The organism is Micromonospora sp. NPDC048839 (assembly GCF_040649915.1).
GTDB lineage: Bacteria > Actinomycetota > Actinomycetes > Mycobacteriales > Micromonosporaceae > Micromonospora.
Genome location: NZ_JBEZGL010000024.1, coordinates 24,711 through 48,117, shown reverse-complemented (window position 1 = coordinate 48,117; position 23,407 = coordinate 24,711). Strand labels below are relative to the sequence as shown.

The window sequence follows — 23,407 nt, the reverse complement described above, 5'->3', positions numbered from 1 at the left end:
GCATACTCCGTTGCCATGTCCATCCGTCACGGGTTGCTCGCCCTGCTCGAACGCGGCCAGATGTACGGCTACCAGCTGCGCGCCGCGTTCGAGGAGTCGACCGGCTCGACCTGGCCGCTGAACATCGGGCAGGTCTACACCACGCTGTCCCGGCTGGAACGCGATGGTCTGGTCCGCCCGCTGCCGGAGAGCGAGGCCGGGCAGCGCCCGTACGAGATCACCGACGCCGGCCGGGCGGATCTGGCGCTCTGGTTCGCCACCCCGGTCAGCCGCAACGATCGGCCCCGCGACGAGTTGGCGATCAAACTGGCGCTGGCGCTGACCACCCCCGGGGTGGATGTCCGCTCGGTGGTACAGGCCCAGCGCAGCGCGACGATGCGGGCGTTGCAGGAGCTGACCCGGTTGAAGTACGTCAGCAACCGACCGGAGGACCTGCCCTGGCGCCTCGTGCTGGACTCGATGGTGTTCCAGGCCGAGGCGGAGGTCCGTTGGCTGGACCACTGCGAGACAAGTCTGGTGCGGCACCAGCCCAGCGGCGCGGCACCTCCCCCACCCCGGCCGGGTGACGCCGACGCGCGGGACGCGTCCCGGTGGGCCGGCGAGGAGGCGCGACGGTGAGCGGATCGGACGACGCGGTGCTGGAGCTACGCGCCGTCCACCGCACCCACGGCGCCGGACCGGCGGCGGTGCACGCGTTGCGCGGGGTCAGCCTGGTCGTCCGGCCCGGCGAACTGGTCGCCGTGATGGGTCCGTCCGGCTCCGGCAAGTCGACGTTGCTGGCCCTCGCCGGCGGGTTGGACCGCCCGACCGGCGGGGAGGTCCGGGTGGAGGGGCAACCGTTGGGGGCACTGGACCGGCGCGGGCTGGCCCAGCTGCGCCGCCGCCGGATCGGCTACATCTTCCAGCAGCTCAACCTGCTGGGCAGCCTGAGCGCGCTGGAGAACGTGGCGCTTCCCCTGGAACTCGACGGTGCCGGCGGACGCCAGGCCCGGGCGCTGGCCATGGCCGCGCTCACCGAGGTTGGCCTGCCCGCACTGGGCGACCGCTTCCCCGACCAGCTCTCCGGCGGGCAGCAGCAGCGGGTGGCCATCGCCCGCGCACTGGTGGGCGACCGCCGGCTGGTGCTCGCCGACGAGCCCACCGGTGCCCTGGACTCGCAGACCGGCGAGGCGGTGCTGCACCTCCTGCGCCGCCGGATCGACGCGGGAGCCGCCGGAGTGCTCGTCACCCACGAGTCCCGACACGCCGGCTGGGCCGACCGGGTGGTGTTCCTTCGCGACGGCGTACTCGTCGACACGACCGCGCCGCTGGGCAGCGTCGAACAGCTGCTGTCCGGTAGCGAGCGGTGACGGTCCGGCGTACCCGGCGGGCACCTGCCCGACCCGACACCGCCGCGTCGGGACCGGGCGCGCCACCGGTGCGGGTCGGTCGTCGTCGCCTCGCCGAGCTGACCGGCTCGTGGCGGGCGGCGTTGCGGATCGCCCGGCGGGAGTCCCGGCGGGCGCGGCGCCGGACCGCCCTGGTGCTCGCGATGATCGCCCTCCCGGTGGCGGTGCTGGCCTTCCTTGCCGCCAGCTACGACATGGCCACGTTGACTCCCCAGGAACAGGTGGATCGCCGACTCGGCGTGGCCGACGCGGAGCTGTGCTGGATCTCCGACACCCCGGTGGAACAGGACGAGTGGGGGGACAGCTGGTCCACCCGGGACAGCGAGCAGCCACCCGTGGCCCGAGCCACCTCCGCCCAGGTGAGCGCTCTGCTCGGTCCGGGCAGTCGGGTCACCGAGGTGCGCACCGGCATCCCGCTGACCCTGCGGGGCCGACACCGCGACGAGGACGTGCAGGGGCGGGTGCTGGACCTCGGCGACCCGTTGGCCCGAGGGCTGGTGCGCTTCCGGGCGGGCCGGGCGCCCGAGCAGCCCGGCGAGGTCGCGGTCAGCCCGGCGGCGCTGCGCCGTCTGGACCTGCGCCTTGGTCGCGCCGTGGCCCTCGCCGACGGGAGCAGGGCGTTCACCGTGGTGGGGGTGGTCGAGTTTCCCGACGATCTCGGCCCGGTGGTGGCGCTGCATCCGGGTGCGGTGCCACGGACCGGTCCCGAACCGGAGAGCAGCTGGCTGGCGGACGTGCCCGGCACCATCGATGCCGCGCTGGTGTCCCGGCTCAACGACCGGGGTGTGCTGGTCGCCATCCGTCCTCCGACCGACTCGGCCGACGAACGGAAGCGGACCTGGTTCGGCCCCGTCGACCGGGGCGACACCACCGACCTGGGCACCAGCGTGCTGATCGCGGGCCTCGGGCTGCTGGAGGTGGTGCTGCTGGTCGGGCCGGCCTTCGCGGTCGGCGTCCGTCGCCGTCGGCGGGATTTGGCGCTCGTCGCGGTGGCCGGCGGGGATGCCGCCCAGCTCCGTCGGGTCGTGCTGGCCGACGGCGTGGTGCTGGGTGTGCTGGGCGCCGCCACCGGTCTGCTGGTCGGCGTCGGCGCGGCGTTCGCCGGTCGTCCGCTGATGGAGCAGTACGTCTTCGACGCCCGCTTCGGTGGGTACCGCTGCTGGCCGATCGCGCTGCTGCTGCTCGGTGGGGTCGCGGTGCTGGCCGGGGTGCTCGCCGCGCTGGCGCCGGCCTGGACCGCCGCGCGGCAGGATGTCAGCGCCGGCCTCGCCGGGCGACGCACTCCCCCGGTGTCCCGGATCCGCTGGTTGGCCTTCGGGCTGTCGCTGGTGGCCGTCGGGGCCGGGTTGGCGGCGTTCGGGGCAGCCCGTACCTCCACGGTGGTGATCCTCACCGGCCTGATCCTCGGCGAGTTGGGCCTGGTGTGCTGCACGCCCACGCTCATCGGCGCGCTCGCCCGGCTCGGCCGGGTGCTGCCGTTGGCACCGCGCATCGCGTTGCGCGACGCCAGCCGCAACCGCGCCTCCGCCGCGCCCGCCATCTGCGCCGTGATGGCAGCGGTCGCCAGCAGTGTGGCGCTCGGCGGGTTCCTGGCCAGCAGCGACGCGCGTACCTCGCAGGCCTACCGGCCGATGCTGCCGACCGGCCATGTGCTCGTCTACGCGGGCGAGTCGGTCCGGCAGCCCTCGCCGAACCAGCTCGCCGCCATGGCCCGGGACGAGCTGGGTGCCGACCGGATCGCCCCGGTCAACGCGGTGAGTTGCGCACCCGCGGCGGCGGGTTACTGCGACGTCGCGCCGGTGCTTCCGCCCGCACAGATCTGCCCCTGGCAGCCCGGGGACAACCTCTCCGCCGCGGACCGTCGGCAGGCGCGGGCCGACCGGCGTTGTCGGATCGGCCCGCTGAGCTACGACGGCGGCTACGTGCAGGCGGGCGTGGACGACGGGACCGCACTGCCGTTGCTCACCGGTGCGGACCCGGCGACGGCAGCCGCAGCCACCGCCGTGCTGCGCGCCGGGGGTGTGGTGGTGACCGACCCGCGTTACCTGCACGGCGGCCTGGTGACCGTCCGGGTGAACCAGGTGGATTCCGGGACGGACCGGCCGGGCGCCGCCGCCAACTTCCCCGGGTACGCGTTGAGCGGGGCGGTCGGCCAGTCCCGGCTGCTGCTCTCCGCGTCCGCCGCCCGGCAGCTCGGGCTGACCTGGTCACCGGCCGGATGGGTGCTCGGCGCCTCCATCCCGCCGGACCGGCAGCAGCGGGAACGGTTCGCCAGCGCGCTGCGACCCTTCGGCACGTTCTCGATGTCCGTGGAGTACGGCCGTGATCCGCAGGACATCTCCCCGCTGCTGCTGCTGCTCGCGGCGGCGGCCGGCGTCATCACGATGGGTGCGGCCGGGATCGCCACCGCACTCGCCGCCGCCGAGGGACGCGGCGAGCTGACCACCCTCGCGGCCGTCGGCGCGGCACCGGCGCTACGCCGGATGCTGGCGATCTGCCAGGCGGGGGTGATCGCCGGCCTGGGCTCGGTGCTCGGCATCGTGGCCGGGCTGGGCACCGCCGCGATCGTGCTGTTCTCGGCCAACCGGCAGTACGCCAACGACTGGCCGGTACCCGACCCGTACCCGTTCGTGGTGCCGTGGCCCGCGCTCGGGGTGCTGGTCCTGGTGCCGATCGTGGCGATGCTCGGGGCGGGCCTGTTCACGCGCGCCCGGCTGCCGATCGAACGCCGGTTGGACTGACCCCGGAGGCGTGACCGCGCGGTTGGCGAGCCGGGCGCGTACGGGGGGTGCCGGCGGGGGCCGGCAGCCGGCACACTGATCCGCGTGTCAGTGCTCGGAACCCTCACCCGTCGGGTCGGTCACCATCGTTGGTTCGGCGCCGCCGCACGTCTGCTGGTCCCCGCCGACCGGGTGGTCGGTCGACTCACCCGGGGGCGGGTGGTCGCGCTCGGCCTGATCCCGTCCCTGGTGATCACGACGACCGGCCGCCGCTCGGGCAAGCCCCGCAGCAACCCGCTGCTCTACGTGCCCGACGACGACGCCTACGTGGTGATCGGCTCCAACTGGGGGCAGACCCACCACCCCGGCTGGGCGATGAACCTGCTCGCCGATCCTGCCGCCGAGGTGCGGTTGAAGGGCCGGCTGATCCCGGTCCGGGCCGAGCGGGCGTCCGGTGCCGAACGGGACCGGCTGTGGCAGCTGCTGGTCACCGAGTGGCCCGCGTACCACACGTACGTGCGGCGGGCCGGCGGCCGGGAGATCCACATCTTCCGGCTCGTGCCGGCCGGGCGCGGCGCGCCGGCCGGTCCTCCGTCGGCTGGCTAGGCTGACGCGCAGTCGCGAACAGAGGCGGGTCCCGTGAGCGCGAGCAGTGAGCCGGGGTGGCGAGCCCCGCGGTCGCGCACGGTGGCGGCCGGATGAGCGCGGGCGATGAGCGGGCCGAGGTCGGTCGGGGCCTCGACGACAGTCGGTGGGCGGTCGCGGAACGGGTCGGCGAGGCGGTCCGTCGGCGTTTCCCGGCCGACGTGCTCGCGGTCGCGGTGCACGGGCCGCTGGCGCACGGTGACGACGACGGCGGCGGGGACCGCGAGGCGGGCCTGCTGGTGGTCACGTACCGACCCCAGGCCGGCCCCCGGCCGGCGACCCGGCGGGTGGACGGGGTCCTGGTGGATCTGACCGTGGCCGCCGCCGAGGACTACCTGGCCCAGGCCCGGGTGATCTCCCCGCTCTGGCCGCTGACCGCCGACCGGTATGTCACCACCCAGCCGTTGCACGATCCGACCGGCTGGTTGCGGAAGCTGCGCGACGAGCATCTCGGCCGGCTGGCACGTGCCCGGCCGGCGGAGTTCAGCATCGCGGCCCGGCAGGCCTGGTATCGGGGCAGCGCGGCGCACTCCCGGGCCGCCCGGCTCGCCGAGTGGTACGAGACCGACCAGGCCCTGCTGATGCTCGGTGAGGCCCGGCTGGCGGCGGCCACGGTGACGGGCCTGCTGAGCCGCACCTACTACCGGGATCCCGGTGACGCCGTACGGCGGACCGGGCTGGCCGGCGCGGACATGACCGAGGTGGGTGTGGTGCTCGGTCGACAGGCCGAGGACCTGGCCGCCCGTGGTCGGGCGGTCGACGGCACGATCGACGACCTGCTCAGCGGTTGAGCGGTGTCACAGCCCGGCGGGTACGCCGATCAGCGTGCCGACCAGGTAGGTGGCGGCGGCGGCAGCGGCGCCCAGCAGCAGTTGACGCAGCCCGCTTGTCCACCATGGGCGTTGGGTGAAGCGGGCCACCACCGCCCCGGCGGCGAAGAGCCCGAGCCCGCCCACGCCGAGTGCCAACCACAGCTCGGTGGCGCCGAACAGGTAGCTCAGTAGCGGCACCAGCGCGCCCACCGAGAAGAACAGGAACGACGAGATCGCCGCGGCCCACGGGCTGGGCTGGTCGTCGGGGTCGACGCCCAACTCCTCGCGGACGTGCACCCGCAGGGCCTCCTCCGGGTCGCGCCGCACCGCCTCGGCGACCTGGGTCGCCAGGTCCCGGGGAAGACCCCGGGCCACCCAGGCGTCGGCCAACTCCCGGGCCTCCGCCTCGGGGTGCCGTTCCAACTCGCGCCGCTCCTTGGCCACCTCGGCGGCGACCTGCTCGTTGGCGGAACGCACGCTGGTGTACTCGCCGAGCCCCATCGAGATGGCGCCGGCGACCAGGCCGGCGGAGCCGGTGAGCACGATGCTGCGGGGTGACACTCCGCCGCCGCCGACGCCGGCGATCAGGGCGATGTTGGTGACCAGACCGTCCATCGCACCGAAGACGGCCGGGCGCAACCACCCGCCGGAGACGTCCGCGTGGTGCGCCTCACGCAGCGCCGCTGGGGTGTCGGTCACGGCGCCTGCCCTTCGTTCGCGACTGCGGGACTCCGCTTCGCTGCGTTCCTCGCGCTCACGGCGTCTGCCCTTCGTTCGCGACTGCGGGACTCCGCTTCGCTGCGTTCCTCGCGCTCACGGAAGGGTCAGGATCTCGTGGCCGTCGTCGGTCACCACGATGGTGTGCTCGAACTGGGCCGTCCACTTCCGGTCCTTGGTCACCACGGTCCAACCGTCGTCCCACATGTCGTACTGGTAGGTGCCCAGGGTGATCATCGGCTCGATGGTGAACGTCATGCCCGGCTCCATGATGTCGGTGGGCCGCGGGCTGTCGTAGTGCGGCACGTAGAGCCCGCTGTGGAACGCCTCGCCGATGCCGTGACCGGTGAAGTCGCGCACCACGCCGTAGCCGAACCGCTTGGCGTACGACTCGATGACCCGGCCCACCACGTTGATCTGGCGGCCCGGGGCGACCGCGCGGATGCCGCGCATCATCGCCTCGTGGGTGCGCTCGACCAGCAGCCGGGCCTCCTCGCTGACCGCGCCGACGCAGAAGGTGGCGTCGGTGTCCCCGTGCACCCCGCCGATGTACGCGGTCACGTCGACGTTGATGATGTCGCCGTCCTGCAACACGGTGGAGTCCGGGATGCCGTGGCAGATGACCTCGTTGAGGCTGGTGCAGCACGACTTCGGGAAGCCCTTGTAGCCGAGCGTCGACGGGTACGCGCCGTGGTCGCAGAGGAACTCGTGCACCACCCGGTCGATCTCGTCGGTGGTCACGCCGGGCTTGCAGTGCTCGCCGGCGAGCTGGGTCGCCTGGGCGGCCAGCCGGCTGGCGACCCGCATCTTCTCGATGGTCTCCGGCGTCTGCACGTGCGAGCCGCGCCACTGGACGGGGCGCTCCTTGCCCACGTACTCCGGTCGGGCGATCTGGGACGGCACCGGACGCATCGGGGAGAGCGTGCCTGGTGTCAGCGGCGGACGGACGGTCATGCCGCCAGCCTATCGCCGGGGCCGCTGGTGACCCGCGCCACGGGCGCTCCGAGGGGGTTGTTGCCCCGCCAGGTCGGCTGTGCCATGGTGACAGCGTGGATCAAGGGGGAGCACCACCCGTCTTCTCTGCCAGCGCGGAGATCGACGGTGACCACCTCCAGGTGGTCGTGGCCGGTGAGGTCGACATGGCCACGGCCGACACCATGCTCCAGGCCGCGCTGCGCGAGCCCGCCGAGCGGATCACCCTCGACCTGAGCGCCGTCACCTTCTTCGACTCGGCCGCCATCCACGCCCTGGTCCGGCTCGCCCAGCAGTTCTCGGGCGCGCTCACCGTCCTGCCGTCGCGGCAGGTCCGCCGGGTGCTGGAGATCTCCGGCCTGGGCGAGCAGAACTGGCTCCGGCCCACCTGAGCCGACGACCCTGCCGCCGCCGGTCGCACGCTCAGCTCCGCAGCTCCCGGCGCAGGGTCACCTCGGTGCCCTCATCGGTACGCCGCACCGACAGCTCACCCAGCGCCCTGATCAGCGCCAGGCCACGCCCCCGGAACCCGGAACCGGTCGACTCACGCCACTGCCCGCTGTCGCGCACGGTGGCCGTCACCGTCCGATCCTCGATGGCCACCTCCACGCTGATCACCGCCTCGGCGGGGTGCACCGGATGCTCGATGGCGTTGGCCGCGGCTTCGGAGACCGCCACGGTCAGGTCGAACACGTCCGTCTCGTCGACCGCGTGCGCGACGAGGAAGTCCTCCAGGCGCTTGCGCAGCACGCTGAGCCGGGTGGGGTCCGCCGGCAGCCGCAACGCGAAACGGTTCAGCTCGGCCGCTTCGAGGGCGAGGACCGCCACGTCGTCGCGGCGCGGACGCCCGTCGACCCGCTCGACGACCGCGTCGATCAGGTCCGCCACGTGCTCGCTGGGGGTCGCCGCGTCGACGCAGAGCTGGGCCAGCGCGGCATCGATGCCGAGCTGACGGTCCTCGATCAAGCCGTCGGTGTAGAGCACCAGTCGGTCGCCGGGCGTCAACTCGCCCTCGACCGCCTCGTACGTCGCCCCGGGGATCGCGCCGACCGGTGGGCCCAGCGCGCGGTCGTGCAGGAACGTCACCTCACCCGCCCTGATCAGCAGCGGGGACGGGTGGCCGGCGCTCGCGTACCGCAGCCGGCCGGTGCGCGGGTTGAACAGCAGACAGACCACCGTCGCGAAGGAGCGGGCCTCGGTGGAGCCGACCAGCCGGTTGAGCCGGGTCAACGACTCAGCCGGGTCGTAACCCTCCAGCAGGTACGCCCGCAGCGCGTTGCGTAGTTGCCCCATCGCCGCGGCGGCCTGGACGCCCTTGCCGACCACGTCGCCGATGACCAGCACCAGATCGTCGTCCTCGACGTTTATGGCGTCGTACCAGTCACCGCCGACCTCGACGTCGGCGGTGCCGGGCAGGTACCGGCTGGCCACCACCGCTCCGGGTAGCTGCGGCAGCGACCGGGGCAGCAGGCTGTGCTGCAGGGTGGTCGCGATGCGGTGTTCGGCTTCGTAGAGTTGGGCGTTCTCCAGGCGGACCCCGACCAGCCGGGCCAGTTGGGTCAACGCGGCCTCGTCGACCTGTACGCCGTCGCCGGCCGGACGCCAGACCCGCAGCTCGCCGAGCGGCTCGCCGGCGGTGCCGGTCAGCTCGGCCACGAAGGACGGGTCGGTGGCGGTGGCGCCCCCGGTGTCCGCCTCGGACCGGGCTCCGCTGGTGGTGACCACCACCCGCGCGGCCTCGACGAGGCTCAGCGCGTGCCGGGCGGCGACCTGGAGCACGTCGGCGGTGGACCGGGCGGTGTTCACGGCCACCGCCGCGTCGGCCAGCGCCCGGAGCCGGCGGATGATCTGGCCGCGGAGCTGCCCCAGCTCGACGTTGGCCCGGACCCGTGCGATCAGCTCCTGGCCGGAGAACGGCTTGGTGAGGTAGTCGTCGGCGCCGGCGGCGAGGCCGGCGACGGCCTCCGCGGAGCCGGCTCGGGCGGAGAGCAGCACGATCGGCACATGCCGGGTACGCGGGTCCGCCCGCAACGCGCTCACCAACCCGAATCCGTCCAGTCGGGGCATCATCACGTCGCTGAGGACCAGGTCGAAGCCGCCCTCGCGGGCCAGTGGCAGGGCGACCAGCCCATCGCTCGCGGTGACCACCTCCCAGGTCGGGGAGAGCAGTCTGGTGACGTGCTCGCGCAGGTCCACGTTGTCGTCGACGACCAGGATCCGGCCGGCCGGAGCGCCGTCCGTCGGCCGACCGTCGGGGCCGGGTGCCGGCGCGACGCCGGTCCACAGCGCGGTTTCCGCCACGTAGAGCCGGGCCTGCTCGGGCTCGCCCGGGGGCAGCGGGTCGAAGGCCGCGACCCGGTCCGCGGGCAGGTGTGCCGAACCGAACGGAACGCTCACCGTGAAGGTGCTGCCCTCGTCGACCTGACTGGTCAGACCGACCGTGCCGCCGTGCATCTCGACCAACTCCCGGACCAGCGCCAGGCCGATACCGGTGCCCTCGTGGGTGCGGGCGCGCGCCCCCGGCACCCGGTGGAACCGCTCGAAGACGTGCGGCAGCTCGTCCGGCAGGATGCCGATGCCGGTGTCGGTCACCTCAAGGCAGGCCACGCCGTCCACGGCCCGGACCCGCACCCGGATCTCGCCGTCGAAGGTGAACTTGACCGCGTTCGACACCAAATTGAGGACGATCTTCTCCCACATGTCCCGGTCGACGACGACCGGCGCCGGCAGCGGTGGGCAGTCCACCACCAGCCGCAACCCGGCCCGTTCGGTGGCCGAGCGGAAGGTGCTGGCCAGTCGGGCCGTGTAGCTGGCGAGGTCGGTGGGCTGGTAGCGGGCGGCGAGCCGACCGGACTCCAGTCGGGAGAAGTCCAGCACGGTGTTCACCAGTTTGAGCAGGCGCAGCGCGTTGCGGTGCATCATGGTGAGTCGGTCGGTGTCGGCCGCGGACAGGGCCGGGTCGGCCAGCATGTCCTCCAGGGGGCCGAGCACCAGGGTCAGCGGGGTGCGGAACTCGTGGCTGACGTTGGCGAAGAAGTTCGTCTTCGCCAGATCGAGCGCCGCCAGCTCGGCGGCACGGGCCCGTTCCTGTTCGTACGCCCGCTGGGTGCCGACCGCCCGGGAGATCTGGGCCGCGACCAGCTCCAGGAAGTTGCGGTAGTCGTCGCTGAGCGGAAGCTGGCGGGCCACGCCGACGACAAGCGCGCCGACCGTCTGGTTCGTCGCCGTGAGGGGCAGCACGAGGGCCTGGTCGGCGGCGTCGGCCGGCGGCGGATCGAGCAGATCGGCCACCTCGACGGTCGCGGGCGCGGTGTCGGCGGTGACCCGGGCCAGCAGTTCGGCGGTGTCGCCGAGCGCGGCCGGGGCGGTGCCGGTGGACCCGGCCAGGGCGAGCTGCCCGCTCTCGTCGGCCAGGTAGATCAGGGCGAAGGGCACGTCCGCCCGGTGCCGGCCGAGCACCTCGGCGGCGGTCCGACCGAGTTCGGCAGCGCTGCCCGTGTCGGTCACCTCGGCACCCATTTCGGCAAGTGCCCGTAGCCGGCGCTCGCCGAGGACCCGTCCGGTGGTCTCGTTGACGACGCAGTAGACGCCGGTGACCGAGCCGTCCTCACCCCGGATCGGGTCGTACGAGACGTTGAAGTAGGTCTGCTCGACGAAGCCGTGCCGGTCCAGCAGGAACGGGTGGTCGTCACCCCGGTAGGAGCGCCCGGTGCTCCGTACGCCTTCGAGCAGCGGGCCGAGCACCGCCCAGGTCTCCGCCCAGTGCTGGCGGGCCGGTTGGCAGAGCACGTCCGGATGTTTGCTGCCGATTGTCGGTCGGTAGGCGTCGTTGTAGAAGGCGAGCTGCTCGTCGCCCCAGAACATGACGATCTGCGCGCTGGAGGCGAGCATCATGCCTACCGCGTTGGAGAGCGCCAACGGCCAGCGGCCGGGCTCGCCGAGCGGTGCGGTGGACCAGTCGAAGCGGCTCAGCCGCTCCCCCATCTCGCCACCGGCCGCGAACGCCGCCGCCAGCATCGGAGGAGCCTTCGGGCCGGGCGCGACGGACTGCCCGATGTCCGCACCCCCCTGGGCCGAGCTCATACAGCCTCCCGCTCCGGCCGGCACCCCGCGACCGTTGATCTTCACCCGCCGTGCTTCGACTTGTACCCCAGCGGACCAGCAACGTAACGCAAGACGACGGTTCGGCGCTGTTGACGTCCGCCCGAGCCGTCGGGCACCGGACCGTACGCGGGGCGCGCCGGCGTCGAAAGGCCGTCGTCAGCGGCCCCGGCGGGTCAGAAGACCGGCAGCCCGTCGATGCTCGCCGCGTTTTTGGTGGCCCGGTAGACCGCCAGGTCGTCGGCGGTACGACGGGAGTGTGAGGTGATTAACAGGTCGCGTTCGGCGCGGAAGTCCAGCAATGGCACCGCGTAGCCGCAGGAGTCGCTGACCCGTTCCACCTCGACGGTGATCACGGACCGGACGCCGTGCACGTCCGGCGGCTCCGGAAACTCGGCGAGCCGGTCGACGAAGCCGTCCTCGGCCACCGAGACGCTGCGGCCCCGGCCCTGCAACCGGACGATCTTCGGCGGCCCCTCGAAGGCGCAGAACATCAGCGTGATCCGGCCGTTGTCCCGCAGGTGGGCGATGGTCTCCGCCCCACTGCCGTGATAGTCGAGATAGGCCACCCGGTGCGGGCCGAGGATCACGAACGTGCCCCGCATGCCCTTCGGGGAGACGTTGACATGCCCCTCGGCGCCGGACGGCGCGGTGGCCACGAAGAAGACCGGCTGGTCGGCGATGAAGTCACGTAGCCGACCGTCGATCTCCGGATAGACCTTGCCCATGCGGCGATCCTCCCATCGCCCCCACCACTCGTCGGGGCGACCTAGCTCACACCGCTGCCCACCCGCTCAGCGGCGGCCCGGACCAACGCCGTGATGGGCCGCGGCTCCTCCTCGTTCTCCGGATGCCACTGCACGCCGAGCAGGAACGGCAACGCCGGGTCCTCGACGGCCTCGATCACGCCGTCCTCCGCCCACCCGGTGACCGCGAGTCGACCGGGATCGGCGACCGCCTGGTGGTGGTACGAGTTGACCCGGTCCACCCCGGCCAGCACCCTCGCGGCCAGGCTCCCCGGCGCGAACCGTGCCGGGTGGGTCCCGTAGACGCCGGGCGCCGGACGGTGCCCGTCGTGACCGACCACCTCGGGCAGGTGCTGGTGCAGGGTGCCGCCGTAGGCGACGGCAAGCACCTGCATTCCCCGGCACACCCCCAGCACCGGCAGCTCGGCGGCGAGCGCGGCGGCCAACAACACCAGCTCACCGGCATCCCGGTCCGGCCGATCCTCGGTACGCGGGTGGTGCCGCTGGCCGTAGCGCCCCGGACCCACGTCCGCGCCACCGGCCAGCAGCAGCCCGTCGAGGACGGCCACCACGTCCGCGTCCACGTCGTCCGGCGGCAGGACCACCGCCCGGCCACCCGCGGCCGTCACCGCCCGCGCGTACGCCTCCGGCACCAGCACGGCCCGCACGCCCCGCCAGACCGCCCAGTCGGCGGGCTCGACGTACGCGCTGATCCCGATCAACGGCCTCCGCACAGGGCCGACTCCGGTTCGCGACTGCGGGGCTCGCAAAACCGGCTCACTCCTCGCGCTCACAGGGCCGACTCCGTTCGCGACTGCGGGGCTCGCAAGACCGGCTCACTCCTCGCGCTCACAGGGCCGACTCCGTTCGCGACTGCGGGGCTCGCAAAACCGGCTCACTCCTCGCGCTCACAGGGGTGTGACGTACGCGCCCGTGATGCCGCCGTCGACCACGAACTGCGCGGCGGTCATGAACGAGGCGTCATCGCTGGCCAGGAACGCCACCGCGGCGGCGATCTCCTCGGGTTGCCCGAAGCGCCCCATCGGCACGTGCACGAGCCGGCGGGCGGCCCGCTCCGGGTCGGCGGCGAACAACTCCAGCAGCAACGGGGTGGCCACCGGCCCGGGACAGAGCGCGTTGACCCGGATGCCCTCGCGGGCGAACTGCACACCCAGCTCCCGGGTCATCGCCAGCACCCCGCCCTTGCTCGCGGTGTACGCGATCTGCGACGTCGCCGCCCCCATCAGCGCCACGAACGACGCCGTGTTGATGATCGAACCCTTGCCCTGGCGGCGCATGTGCGGGATCGCGTACTTGCAGCAGAGGTAGACGCTCGTGGTGTTGACCCGCAGCACCCGCTCCCACGCGTCGAGGCCGGTGTCCAGGATGGAGTCGTCGTCCGGGGGTGAGATCCCGGCGTTGTTGAACGCGATGTCCACCCGGCCGTGCCGGTCGGCCACCCCGTCGAACAGGTCGCGTACCGCCGACTCGTCGGCCACGTCGGTGGCCACGAACTCGCCGCCGCACTCCTCGGCGGCCCTCGTGCCCGCCGCCGCGTCGATGTCCACGCAGACCACCCGGGCCCCCTCGGCGGCGAAGCGCCGCACGGTGGCCAACCCGATGCCACTGCCCGCTCCGGTGACCACGGCCACCCGGTCCTGCAACCGACCCTGCACAGGCGTCACTCCTCTGTCGCGATGAACACGTTCTTGACGTCGGTGAAGGAGTGCAGCGCGTCCGGGCCCAGCTCACGGCCGAGCCCGGAACGCTTCATCCCGCCGAACGGGGTCCAGTAGCGCACCGAGGAGTGCGAGTTGACGCTCAGGTTGCCCGAGTCGACGGCACGGGCCATCCGCAGCGCGCGTCCGACGTCCCGGGTCCAGATCGAGCCGGAGAGGCCGTACTCGGTGTCGTTGGCGAGCCGGACCGCGTCGGCCTCGTCGTCGAACGGCAGCACCGAGACCACCGGGCCGAAGATCTCCTCCCGCCAGTGCCGGTCGGCCGGAGAGTCGGCCAGCAACACCGTGGGCGCGTGCCAGAAGCCGGGGCCGTCGGGGCAGGAGCCGGTGAAGGCGACCCGCGCGTCGGGCAGGTAGCCGGCGACCCGGTCCCGTTGGGCCGCCGAGATCAGCGGCCCCATCTCGGCGGTGTCCCGGGACGGGTCCTCCACCCGGAAGGCGCGTACCGCCGGTTCGAGCAGTTCCAGGAAGCGGTCGTACACCGGACGCTGGACCAGGATCCGCGACCGTGCGCAGCAGTCCTGGCCGGCGTTGTCGAAGACCGCGCCCGGCGCGGTCGCGGCGGCGCGTTCCAGGTCGGCGTCGGCGAACACGATGTTCGCGCTCTTGCCGCCCAGTTCCAGGGTGAGTCGTTTCACCTGGGCCGCGCAGCCGGCCATGATCCGGGTGCCGACCTCGGTGGAGCCGGTGAAGCAGATCTTGCGGACCGCCGGGTGGCTGACGAACCGCTCCCCGACCACCGATCCCTCACCCGGGACGACGATGAACACGTCGTCGGGCAGGCCCGCCTCGCGGGCCAGCTCGGCCAGGCGCAGCGCGGTGAGCGGGGTCAACTCGGCGGGCTTGAGCACCACGGTGTTGCCGGCGGCGAGGGCCGGGACGAAACCCCAGGCGGCGATCGGCATCGGGAAGTTCCACGGCACGATCACGCCGACCACGCCGAGTGGCTCGTGGAAGGTGACGTCCAACCCGCCCGGCACCGGGATCTGCCGCCCGGTGAGTCGCTCGGGCGCTCCGGCGTAGTAGTCCAGGACGTCGCGGACGTTGCCGGCCTCCCACCGGGCGTTGCCGATGGTGTGACCGGAGTTGCGCACCTCCAGCTGGGCCAGCTCGTCGAGATGCGCGTCGACGACGGCGGCGAACCGCCGCAGCAACCGCGCCCGATCCCCCGGTGCCACCCCCCGCCACGCCTCGAACGCCAAATCTGCCCGCGAGATCGCCGCGTCGACGTCGGCCACCGACGCTCCGGTGACCTCCCGGAACCCGACCCCGGTAGCCGGATCCACCACGCTAGTCACGCCCACCACCCCAGCCCGTCAGAGGCGTTCGAAGCCACGCTTCAGCTCCCAGTCCGTCACCGCGGCGTCGAAGGCCGCCAGCTCCACTCGTGCCTGGTTGGCGTAGTGGGCCACCACCTCGTCGCCGAACGCCTCCCGGGCCACCGTCGACGCCTCCCACAGGGTCAGGGCGTCGCGCAGGGTGCCGGGGACACGCTCGGCCTCCGGGTCGTCGTACGCGTTGCCGGTGCACTCCGCGGCCAGCTCCAGCTCCCCGTCGATGCCGTGCAGCGCGCCGGCGACCAGCCCGGCGATCGCCAGGTACGGGTTGACGTCGGCTCCGGGGACGCGGTTCTCCACCCGCATGCCCTGCCCGTGCCCGACCACCCGCAGCGCGCAGGTGCGGTTGTCCACACCCCAGCGCAGCGCCGTCGGGGCGAACGAGCCGGGTTGGTAGCGCTTGTAGGAGTTGATGTTGGGGGCGAACAGCAGGCTGAACTCCCGCATGGTGGCGAGCAGTCCGGCGAGCACCCGCTGCCCGGTCGGCGACAGGTGCGCCGGCCCGTCGCCGAGCATCGCCGAGTCACCGCTGGCATCGCGCAACGAGAAGTGGATGTGACAGGAGTTGCCCTCCCGCTCGTTGGGCTTGGCCATGAAGGTGATCGCCATGCCCTCCTGGGCGGCGATCTCCTTGGCGCCGTTCTTGTAGATCACGTGGTGGTCGGCGCAGGCCACCGCCTCGTCGTAGCGGAAGGCGATCTCGTGCTGCCCGAGGTTGCACTCGCCCTTGGCGCTCTCCGGGGTGAGCCCGGCAGCGGCCATCTCGGTGCGGATCCGGCGCAGCAGCGGCTCCACCCGGGCGGTGCCGAGCAGCGAGTAGTCGACGTTGTACTGGTTGGCCGGGGTCAGGTCGCGGTAGCCGCGCTGCCAGGCGTCCTCGTACGAGTCGCGGAACAGCACGAACTCCAGTTCGGTGCCCGCGTACGCGGTCAGCCCACGCTCGGCCAGCCGGTCCAGTTGCCGGCGCAGGATCTGCCGGGGCGAGGCAACCACGTCACCCGACCCGTCGAGCCAGGTCAGGTCGGCCAACAGCATCGCGGAGCCCGGCTGCCAGGGCGTCCGGCGCAACGTGGCGAAGTCCGGCACCATCGCGAAGTCGCCGTAGCCGCGCTCCCAGCTCGACATCGCGTACCCGTCGACGGTGTTCATGTCGACGTCCACGGCGAGCAGGTAGTTGCAGCCCTCGCTGCCGTTGGCCACCACCTGGTCGAGGAAGAACGGCGCGTGGAACCGCTTGCCCTGGAGGCGGCCCTGCATGTCGACGAGGGCCAGCACCACGGTGTCGATCTCGCCGGCCTCGACGGCGACCCGCAACTCTTCCAGCGTCAATGGCGTTCTGCTCATGAGCGGGCCTCCATCACCAAGGTCTACTGGCAAACCGGATCACCGTCAATGCCCCCGGCGGCACCTGCGGCAAACCCGGCGGGACGGGCGCGGTGCCCGCCCCGCCGGTCGGTGTCAGACCGGGTCGTCGGCCGGCGCCGGGTCGGCGGTGGCGACGGGTTCCTCGACGGTACGGACGGGACCGGCGAACCACTTCCGGGCCGAGGCGTACCACCAGACGGCGACCACCAGCAGCACCCCGCCGACGGCGAGCGGCGCGTAGTTCACCGCCGACCAGGTGAACCCGTCGTTGCCGGGCACCCCGGCGGGCACGATCGGCAGCACGAAGTAGACGGCGATGACCGCGATCTCGATCACCGCGATCCAGCCGAGCAGCTTGTACTTGCGGCCCAGCGTCCACGGGCCGGGCACGAACCGGTCGCCCATCCGCAGCCGCAGCGCGATCGGGATGAGAAAGGACAGGTACAGCCCGAGCACCGCCACGGAGACCACCGCGTAGAACGCGATCGGGATGCCGGCCGAGCTCTCGTAGAGCGCCGGCAGGGTCAGCACCAGGCCGGCCAGGGTGGCGCCGATGATCGCGTTGACCGGGGTGCCGTTGCGGTCGACAGTCGACCAGAGCCGCCAGCCCGGCACCGCCCGGTCCCGGCTGAACGCGTAGGCCATCCGGCTCATCGACGTCACGCAGCTCATGCCGCAGAAGAACTGCCCGATGGTCGAGATGATGATGACGATCTTGAAGAAGACCGGGGTCAGCGCGGACTCGAAGATGGCGCCGGAGAAGCCGCCGGCCGCGTTGACCGCCTCGACGTCGGTGGCCGCGAAGAGGAACGCCAGCAGCAGGATCCACCCGCCGACCGCCGAGTAGAAGATCGACTGCCAGAGCCCGCGCGCGGCGGCCTGCGACGCGCCCCGGGTCTCCTCGGAGACGTGCGCGCAGGCGTCGAAGCCGGTGATCGTGTACTGGGTCAGCAGGAAGCCCAGCGGCAGCACGTAGAACCAGAACGTCAGCCCGCCGACGTCACCGTCACCGAAGCCGGAGTTGTTGAAGCGCTCGGTGAACACGAACTGGAAGCTCTGGTGGTTGTCCGGCACCAGGACCAGGATGGCCACCACGACGGCCGCGCCGGCCACGTGCCACCAGACCGAGACGTTCTGGAGTACGTCGATGATCCGGTGCCCGAAGATGTTGATCAGCCCGTGCAGCACCAGGATGACCACGAAGAGCAGGAAGGCCTGCCGCAGCGTCCCGGCCCAGCCGTCGAAGAGCGCCGACAGGGTGAGGTTGAGAAACGTCGCGCAGCCGTAGTCCACCGAGGCGGTGACCGCCACCAGACCGATGAGGTTCAGCCACCCGGTGAACCAGCCGTGCACCGGGCGACCCATGGTGGCCGCCCACCAGTAGATCCCGCCCGCGGTCGGGTACGCCGACACCAGCTCCGCCATGCAGAAGCCGATGATCAGGATGAACAGCGAGATCAGTGGCCAACCCCAGGAGATGGCGACCGGCCCGCCGTTGTTCCACGCCTGACCGAAGGTGGTGAAGCAGCCGGCCAGGATCGAGATGATCGAGAACGAGATGGCGAAGTTGGAGAAGCCACTCCACTTGCGGCGCAGCTCCTGTTTGTAGCCGAGTTCGGCGAGCCGTCGGGCGTCGTCGTCCATCGGTTGCTCGGCGGTCGGCACGGGCGTCGTGGCCACTGCACACCTCCCTGAGGTGGTTCCGCGTGCGAGTGCGCAAAGTGTCGTCCCGGCTGATCAAGGCGGTCAATACGTCCGGGGTGGCAATCTCACCGGCGGAGGGCTAATTGCGTTGCCGTCCGGCCGCTCCCACCCGCATCCTTGACCCTGTGACCAGGCCCGATCCACGGGCCACTCCCCGGGCACTCGGACCGCCCGGACCGCGGCGCGGGGCACACCTCTCTCTCACGTACGGCTCGTCGCCGTACCCGAAAAGTGCCCCGCGCCCTCTCCAACGCCGCCGCGCCGCGGGCGCGTCACGCCGCAATGATCAGGTCAGGAGGAGACCGGTCACCCAGAGCGCCGCGACGGTCAGACCGGCCAGGAACTCCACAAGCATCGACAGGCCGACCGCCTTGATGGCCTGCACGGTGGACGGCCAGGCGAGCCGGTTGCTGCCCAGCCGCAGCCGCTCCGCCGCCCACACCCCGGCGACGAAGCCGAGCACCAGCCCGACGACCGGCACCACGAAGAACCCGATGACGCCGAGCACCCCGCCGGCGAGCAGCGTGGACATCGGCACGCCGGTGTTCTTCAGGTTCCGGCCCGGCCACGCGTACTTGATCACCGTGCCGCCCGCCGCGACGACCGTGGCGGCGGCGAACACCGCCCACCCGCCCATCCCGGCACCGCCGAAGATCGCCCAGACCAGTACGCCGCCCCAGCACAGCGGTAACGCCGGCAGACCGGGCACCACCACGCCGGCCAGCCCGGCCAGGATGGCCAGCCCGGCCACCACGGTCACCGCCGTCTGTGAATCTGTCAGGTCCACGCCGTCACCTTCCATCGCCGCCATCCGAACCGATTCCCGCTCACGCCGCCCCGCCCCGTAGCCGCGCGGTGATGGCGTCGGCCGGGACCGGGGCGCCGAAGTATCGGCCCTGCCCGGTGTCGCAGCGCAGCGCCCGCAGCCGTTCGGCCTGAACCCCGGTCTCGACCGCCTCGGCGGTGACCCACAGCTCCAGGGCGTGCGCCAACCGGACCAACGCGTCGACGATCCGTTCGTCGCGGTGGTCGGCCGCGACGTCGGTCCCGTCGGCGCGGATCCCCTCCACGAACGGGCCGGCGAGTTTCAGCGAGTGGATCGGCAACCGCCGCAGGTACGCGAGGTTCGAGTAACCGGTGCCGAAGTCGTCCACGGCCAGCCGGACGCCGAGCGCGGCGAGCCGGTACAGGCTGCGCAGCGGCTCACCGGCGCTGCCCATCACGGCGCTCTCGGTCAGCTCCAACTGGAGCAGGTCGGCAGGCAGTCCGGTGCTGTGCAGCACGTCGGCAACCGTGTCCACGATCGCCGGGTCGTCGGCCTGCCGCGCGGCCAGGTTGACGCTGACCACCAGCCGGGCGTCGGGGAACTCCCGCCGCCACCGCTCGGCGTCGTGACAGGCCCGCCGCAGCACCCACTCGCCAAGCCGGACGATGAGGCCGGTCTCCTCGGCCAGGCCGATGAACCGGTCCGGGCCGATCAGGCCCAACTCCGGGTGCTCCCACCGGACCAACGCCTCCACCGCGAGCATGGTGCCCTCCAGCAGCGACACGATCGGCTGGTAGTGCAGCACGAACTCGCCCCGGTCCAGTGCGGCGGGCAGCCCGGCGACGAGTGCCGACCGCGCGATGTCCCGGGCACTGCGCTCCGGGTCGTAGACCGCCCAGCGGCCCCGGCCCGCCCTCTTGGCCCAGTAGAGGGTGGTGTCCGCCGCCTTCATCAGCTCGGACGCGGTGGTCTCCGCCGCCAGGAACTGCACGATGCCCACGCTGGCTGACACGGCCAGCTGGTGGTCACCGACGTGCACCGGGGCCGCGACGGCAGCCAACGCGGACTCCGCGACGGCCACGGCGTCGTCGATGTCGTCCCCGCCGTCGACCAGGATCACGAACTCGTCGCCACCCATCCGGGCCACCAGGTGGCCATGGTCGGCCACGCACGCGGCCAGCCTGCGGGCGATCATCACCAGCAGCCGGTCGCCGAGGTCGTGACCGAGGCTGTCGTTGATCGCCTTGAAGCCGTCCAGGTCGAGGAAGCACACCCCGACCCGCCGCCCGGCACCCGCGGCGGCGAGGACCCGGCCCAGCGTCTCGAAGAACAACGTCCGGTTGGGCAGCCCGGTCAGCGGGTCGTGCAGCGCCTGGAAGCGCAGCCGCTGCTGGAGTTCGGACCGCTGGGTGATGTCCTCGACCATCGCGACGGTGAACCGGGGACGCCCGTCGCCGTGCCGGATCAGCGAGACGGCCAGATCCGTCCAGACCACACTGCCGTCCTTACGGTGATAGCGCTTCTCCACCCGGGCGGCGTCGTGCTTACCGTCGATCAGCTCCTCGTACAGCTCCCACATCCCGGCGGCGTCGTCGGCGTGGAACAGCGCCGCCACGTTGCTGCCGCGCAACTCCCCGATCGAGTAGCCGAGCATGTCGGCGAACGCCTGGTTGACATCGATGATCTGACCGTCCACGCCGGCGATGCCGATGCCGATCGCGGCGCCGCTGAAGACCGCCCGGAACCGGGCCTCGCTGTCGCGCAGTGCCTGCTCGACCCGGTCACGTGCCTGCCAGGCGGAGCGGGCGATCTGCTCCTGCTGGCTGAAGGTGCGGTCGCGCAGCGCGCGTGCGAACCCGGCCGCCAGCCCGCCCTGCATCGCGGCGATCCGCTCGGCCAGGTTCGCCGGCCGGTCTTCGGTGGGGAGCACCCGGCCCGGGAAGTCCGTACCGAGGGCGCGCAGCGACCAGTCCAGGGCCTGCGGTGCGGTGAGGTGCGCCTCGACCAGCGCCCGACCGACCTCCTCCGCCGGGTCGGCACTGAACGGTTCGGCCCGGACCGCCCGCGCCAGCCGGATCGTGTGCGCCAGCAGCAGCCGCTCGGTCTCGGCCACGCTGAGTGGCACGAAACCGAGACGGCGGATCGCGCGGGCCCAGTCGGCGGCGTACCCCTGGGCGTCGGCCCGGCCGACAGGATCCGGGACGGCGGTCATGTCGATCAGCCGGCGGGCTGGTCGTACCGGGCGACACCGCCGAAGGCGCCGAACCGCTCCGGGTGCTCGTCCACGTCGGACGGTGAGTCCGGTCGCCAGAGCGGCATGTGCACCACACCCGGCTCCAGGACGGTCCAGTCGCCGAAGAAGCCGGTGACCTGCGCGCGGGAGCGCAGGGTGATCTCGGTTGCGGTACGGGCGGAGAGGCGCTGGGCGTCCAGCATCTCCTGTGGCTGATCCTCGAAGGTGGAGTGCGAGACGACCAGGAAGCTGCCCGGCGCGGCGGCGGCCCGCAGGGCGGCCAGGATCTCCTCGGGCCGGTCGCCGTCCGGGATGAAGTGCACCACCCCGGCCAGCAGGATGCCCATCGGCCGGTTGAAGTCGATCAGCCCGAGCTGCCGGGTCTCGGCGAGGATCCGCTCCGGCTCGCGCAGGTCGGCGTGGATGACCCCGGTCAGCTCGTTGCCGGCGAGCAACTCCCGGCTGTGCGCGACCGCCACCGGGTCGATGTCGACGTACACCACCCGGGCCTTCGGGTTGACCCCCTGGGCCACCTCGTGCACGTTGCCCACGGTGGGAATTCCGGAGCCGATGTCGAGGAACTGGTCGATGCCGGCGTCGAGCAGCACCCGGACGGCCCGGCGCAGGAACTCCCGGCCGGCACGCATGGTGGCGGCGAGATTCGGGGTCATGCTGGCGATCTGCTCGGCCAGTTGCCTGTCGATCTCGAAGTTGTGCGCCCCGCCCAGGAAATAGTCGTACACCCGGGCCGCGCTCGGCCTGGTCAGATCGATCTCGGTCGGCAGTCCGTCCGGCATCAGCGTGCTCCCCAGTTCATCGCCGCGGCGCGGGGCGGCACCGGCGTCGACGGGCGTGCGCGAGCACCGGCCGACCCGCGGGTCGTGTGGTGTGCACCACTCTAGGCGGCTGACTCCAGCATCAGCGAGATGCCTTGACCGACGCCGATGCACATGGTGGCCAGAGCCCGGCGGCCACCGCGGCGGCGCAGCTCCAGGGCGGCCGTCAGCGCCAGCCGCGCGCCGCTGGCACCGAGCGGGTGTCCCAGCGCGATGGCCCCACCGTTCGGGTTGACGTGGTCGGCGTCCACGGGCAGCCCCAACTCCCGCAGCACCGCCACGGACTGCGCCGCGAACGCCTCGTTCAGCTCCACCACGTCCACCGCGCCCATCTCGACGCCGAGGCGGCCGAGTAGCTTGCGGGTGGCCGGCACCGGGCCGATCCCCATGATCCGGGGCGGCACGCCGGCCGCCGCCGCACCGACGATCCGGGCCAGCGGGGTGAGACCGTACCGGGAAACCGCCGCCTCGCTGGCCACCAGCAGCGCGACCGCGCCGTCGTTGACGCCCGAGGAGTTGCCCGCGGTGACCGTGCCGCCGTCGCGGAACGGGGTGGGCAGCGCCGCCAACTTCGCAAGCGTGGTCTCCCGGGGGTGCTCGTCGACCTCGACCAGCCGGGTCTCGCGCCGACCGGCCGGCGCGGACACCGCAACGATCTCCTCGGCGAACCGGCCGTCGGCCTGCGCCCTGGCCGCGCGCTGCTGCGAGCGGTACGCGAAGGCGTCCTGCTCGGCCCGGCTGACGCCGTACTCGGCGGCCACGTTCTCCGCCGTCTCCGGCATCGAGTCGACCCCCCACCCGTCGCGCATCAACGGGTTGACCAGCCGCCAGCCCAGAGTGGTGTCGTACACCTCGGCCGAGCGGGAGTACGCCGACGTCGCCTTCGGCAGGACGAACGGCGCCCGGCTCATGCTCTCCACCCCACCGGCGATCATCAACTCGGCATCGCCGGCGATGACGGCCCGGGCGGCGGTGGCGAGGGCGTCCAGGCCCGAACCGCAGAGCCGGTTGACGGTGCTGCCCGGCACCTCCTCGGGCAGGCCGGCGAGCAACGCCGCCATCCGGGCCACGTTGCGGTTGTCCTCGCCGGCCTGGTTGGCGCAGCCGAGCACGACGTCGTCCACCCGCGCCCAGTCCACCGACGGGTGCCGGGCGACCAGTTCACGGATCACGTGCGCGGCCAGGTCGTCGGGGCGGACGGCGGCCAGCGCGCCCGCGTACCGGCCGATCGGGGTGCGGACACCGGCCACCAGGTATGCCACGGTCATCGCAAGTCCTTCGGGGTGCAGACGGCGGGGGTGGGGCACACCCACCGGGTCGCGGGGG

The 23,407-nt window shown here is 72.6% G+C and carries 19 protein-coding genes; 6 read left to right on the top strand and 13 right to left on the bottom strand.

Annotated features, from left to right (window positions below):
- Nucleotides 1-15: 15 nt before the first annotated feature.
- The 5 genes from AB0C25_RS31700 (at nucleotide 16) to AB0C25_RS31680 (ending at nucleotide 5,544) form a co-directional block, all read left to right on the top strand.
- Complete coding sequence (locus AB0C25_RS31700) at nucleotides 16-618, top strand: PadR family transcriptional regulator (protein ID WP_357247285.1); 603 nt, start codon at nucleotides 16-18, stop codon at nucleotides 616-618.
- Nucleotides 615-1,349: an ABC transporter ATP-binding protein gene (locus tag AB0C25_RS31695; RefSeq protein WP_357247282.1), complete on the top strand. Its 735-nt coding sequence runs from the start codon at nucleotides 615-617 to the stop codon at nucleotides 1,347-1,349. Before AB0C25_RS31700 ends, AB0C25_RS31695 begins: the two co-directional genes overlap by 4 nt.
- On the top strand, nucleotides 1,346-4,129 hold the full coding sequence (locus tag AB0C25_RS31690) for an FtsX-like permease family protein (RefSeq protein WP_357378113.1): 2,784 nt from the start codon (nucleotides 1,346-1,348) through the stop codon (nucleotides 4,127-4,129). Before AB0C25_RS31695 ends, AB0C25_RS31690 begins: the two co-directional genes overlap by 4 nt.
- Nucleotides 4,130-4,213: 84 nt before the next feature.
- A complete protein-coding gene (locus tag AB0C25_RS31685) occupies nucleotides 4,214-4,714 on the top strand; it encodes a nitroreductase/quinone reductase family protein (RefSeq protein ID WP_357378111.1) in 501 nt (166 codons plus the stop codon).
- A gap of 92 nt (nucleotides 4,715-4,806) precedes the next feature.
- On the top strand, nucleotides 4,807-5,544 hold the full coding sequence (locus tag AB0C25_RS31680) for a nucleotidyltransferase domain-containing protein (RefSeq protein WP_357378109.1): 738 nt from the start codon (nucleotides 4,807-4,809) through the stop codon (nucleotides 5,542-5,544).
- 6 nt (nucleotides 5,545-5,550) lie between these two features.
- Here the strand turns inward: AB0C25_RS31680 and AB0C25_RS31675 are convergent, their stop codons facing one another.
- Together AB0C25_RS31675 and map are read right to left on the bottom strand one after the other, a co-directional pair.
- Nucleotides 5,551-6,264: a VIT1/CCC1 transporter family protein gene (locus AB0C25_RS31675; RefSeq protein ID WP_357247272.1), complete on the bottom strand. Its 714-nt coding sequence runs from the start codon at nucleotides 6,262-6,264 to the stop codon at nucleotides 5,551-5,553.
- Between the two features lie 114 nt (nucleotides 6,265-6,378).
- A complete protein-coding gene (gene map / locus AB0C25_RS31670; protein WP_357378107.1) occupies nucleotides 6,379-7,236 on the bottom strand; it encodes a type I methionyl aminopeptidase in 858 nt (285 codons plus the stop codon).
- A 95-nt stretch (nucleotides 7,237-7,331) separates the two neighbouring features.
- On the opposite strand from map, the gene AB0C25_RS31665 reads away from it, so the two are divergent.
- Nucleotides 7,332-7,646, top strand: a complete 315-nt coding sequence (locus AB0C25_RS31665; RefSeq protein ID WP_357247266.1) for an STAS domain-containing protein — start codon at nucleotides 7,332-7,334, stop codon at nucleotides 7,644-7,646.
- Nucleotides 7,647-7,677: 31 nt separating this feature from the next.
- On the opposite strand, the gene AB0C25_RS31660 is transcribed toward AB0C25_RS31665, so the two are convergent.
- The 11 genes from AB0C25_RS31660 to pcaF form a co-directional block, all read right to left on the bottom strand.
- The gene (locus AB0C25_RS31660) at nucleotides 7,678-11,337 is read right to left on the bottom strand and encodes a SpoIIE family protein phosphatase (RefSeq protein ID WP_357378105.1); all 3,660 of its coding nucleotides are present in this window, start codon (nucleotides 11,335-11,337) and stop codon (nucleotides 7,678-7,680) included.
- Between the two features lie 194 nt (nucleotides 11,338-11,531).
- A complete protein-coding gene (locus AB0C25_RS31655; RefSeq protein WP_357378103.1) occupies nucleotides 11,532-12,083 on the bottom strand; it encodes a pyridoxamine 5'-phosphate oxidase family protein in 552 nt (183 codons plus the stop codon).
- A gap of 41 nt (nucleotides 12,084-12,124) precedes the next feature.
- A complete protein-coding gene (locus tag AB0C25_RS31650; protein ID WP_357378101.1) occupies nucleotides 12,125-12,835 on the bottom strand; it encodes a gamma-glutamyl-gamma-aminobutyrate hydrolase family protein in 711 nt (236 codons plus the stop codon).
- A gap of 174 nt (nucleotides 12,836-13,009) precedes the next feature.
- Nucleotides 13,010-13,777: a 3-oxoacyl-ACP reductase gene (locus tag AB0C25_RS31645; RefSeq protein WP_210784710.1), complete on the bottom strand. Its 768-nt coding sequence runs from the start codon at nucleotides 13,775-13,777 to the stop codon at nucleotides 13,010-13,012.
- Between the two features lie 5 nt (nucleotides 13,778-13,782).
- Entirely contained in the window at nucleotides 13,783-15,129 is a 1,347-nt protein-coding gene (locus AB0C25_RS31640; protein WP_357378202.1) for an aldehyde dehydrogenase family protein, read from the bottom strand.
- Between the two features lie 27 nt (nucleotides 15,130-15,156).
- Nucleotides 15,157-16,521, bottom strand: a complete 1,365-nt coding sequence (locus tag AB0C25_RS31635; protein WP_357378099.1) for a glutamine synthetase family protein — start codon at nucleotides 16,519-16,521, stop codon at nucleotides 15,157-15,159.
- A gap of 114 nt (nucleotides 16,522-16,635) precedes the next feature.
- Nucleotides 16,636-18,222 carry an amino acid permease gene (locus AB0C25_RS31630; RefSeq protein WP_357378097.1) on the bottom strand — a complete coding sequence of 529 codons (1,587 nt, stop codon included), beginning with the start codon at nucleotides 18,220-18,222 and terminating at the stop codon, nucleotides 16,636-16,638.
- A 310-nt stretch (nucleotides 18,223-18,532) separates the two neighbouring features.
- The gene (locus tag AB0C25_RS31625; RefSeq protein ID WP_357247241.1) at nucleotides 18,533-19,033 is read right to left on the bottom strand and encodes a DUF456 domain-containing protein; all 501 of its coding nucleotides are present in this window, start codon (nucleotides 19,031-19,033) and stop codon (nucleotides 18,533-18,535) included.
- A gap of 40 nt (nucleotides 19,034-19,073) precedes the next feature.
- The gene (locus tag AB0C25_RS31620; protein WP_357378095.1) at nucleotides 19,074-21,224 is read right to left on the bottom strand and encodes an EAL domain-containing protein; all 2,151 of its coding nucleotides are present in this window, start codon (nucleotides 21,222-21,224) and stop codon (nucleotides 19,074-19,076) included.
- 5 nt (nucleotides 21,225-21,229) lie between these two features.
- A complete protein-coding gene (locus AB0C25_RS31615; protein WP_357247235.1) occupies nucleotides 21,230-22,042 on the bottom strand; it encodes an SAM-dependent methyltransferase in 813 nt (270 codons plus the stop codon).
- Nucleotides 22,043-22,143: 101 nt separating this feature from the next.
- A complete protein-coding gene (gene pcaF, locus AB0C25_RS31610; protein WP_357378093.1) occupies nucleotides 22,144-23,349 on the bottom strand; it encodes a 3-oxoadipyl-CoA thiolase in 1,206 nt (401 codons plus the stop codon).
- Nucleotides 23,350-23,407: the final 58 nt, after the last annotated feature.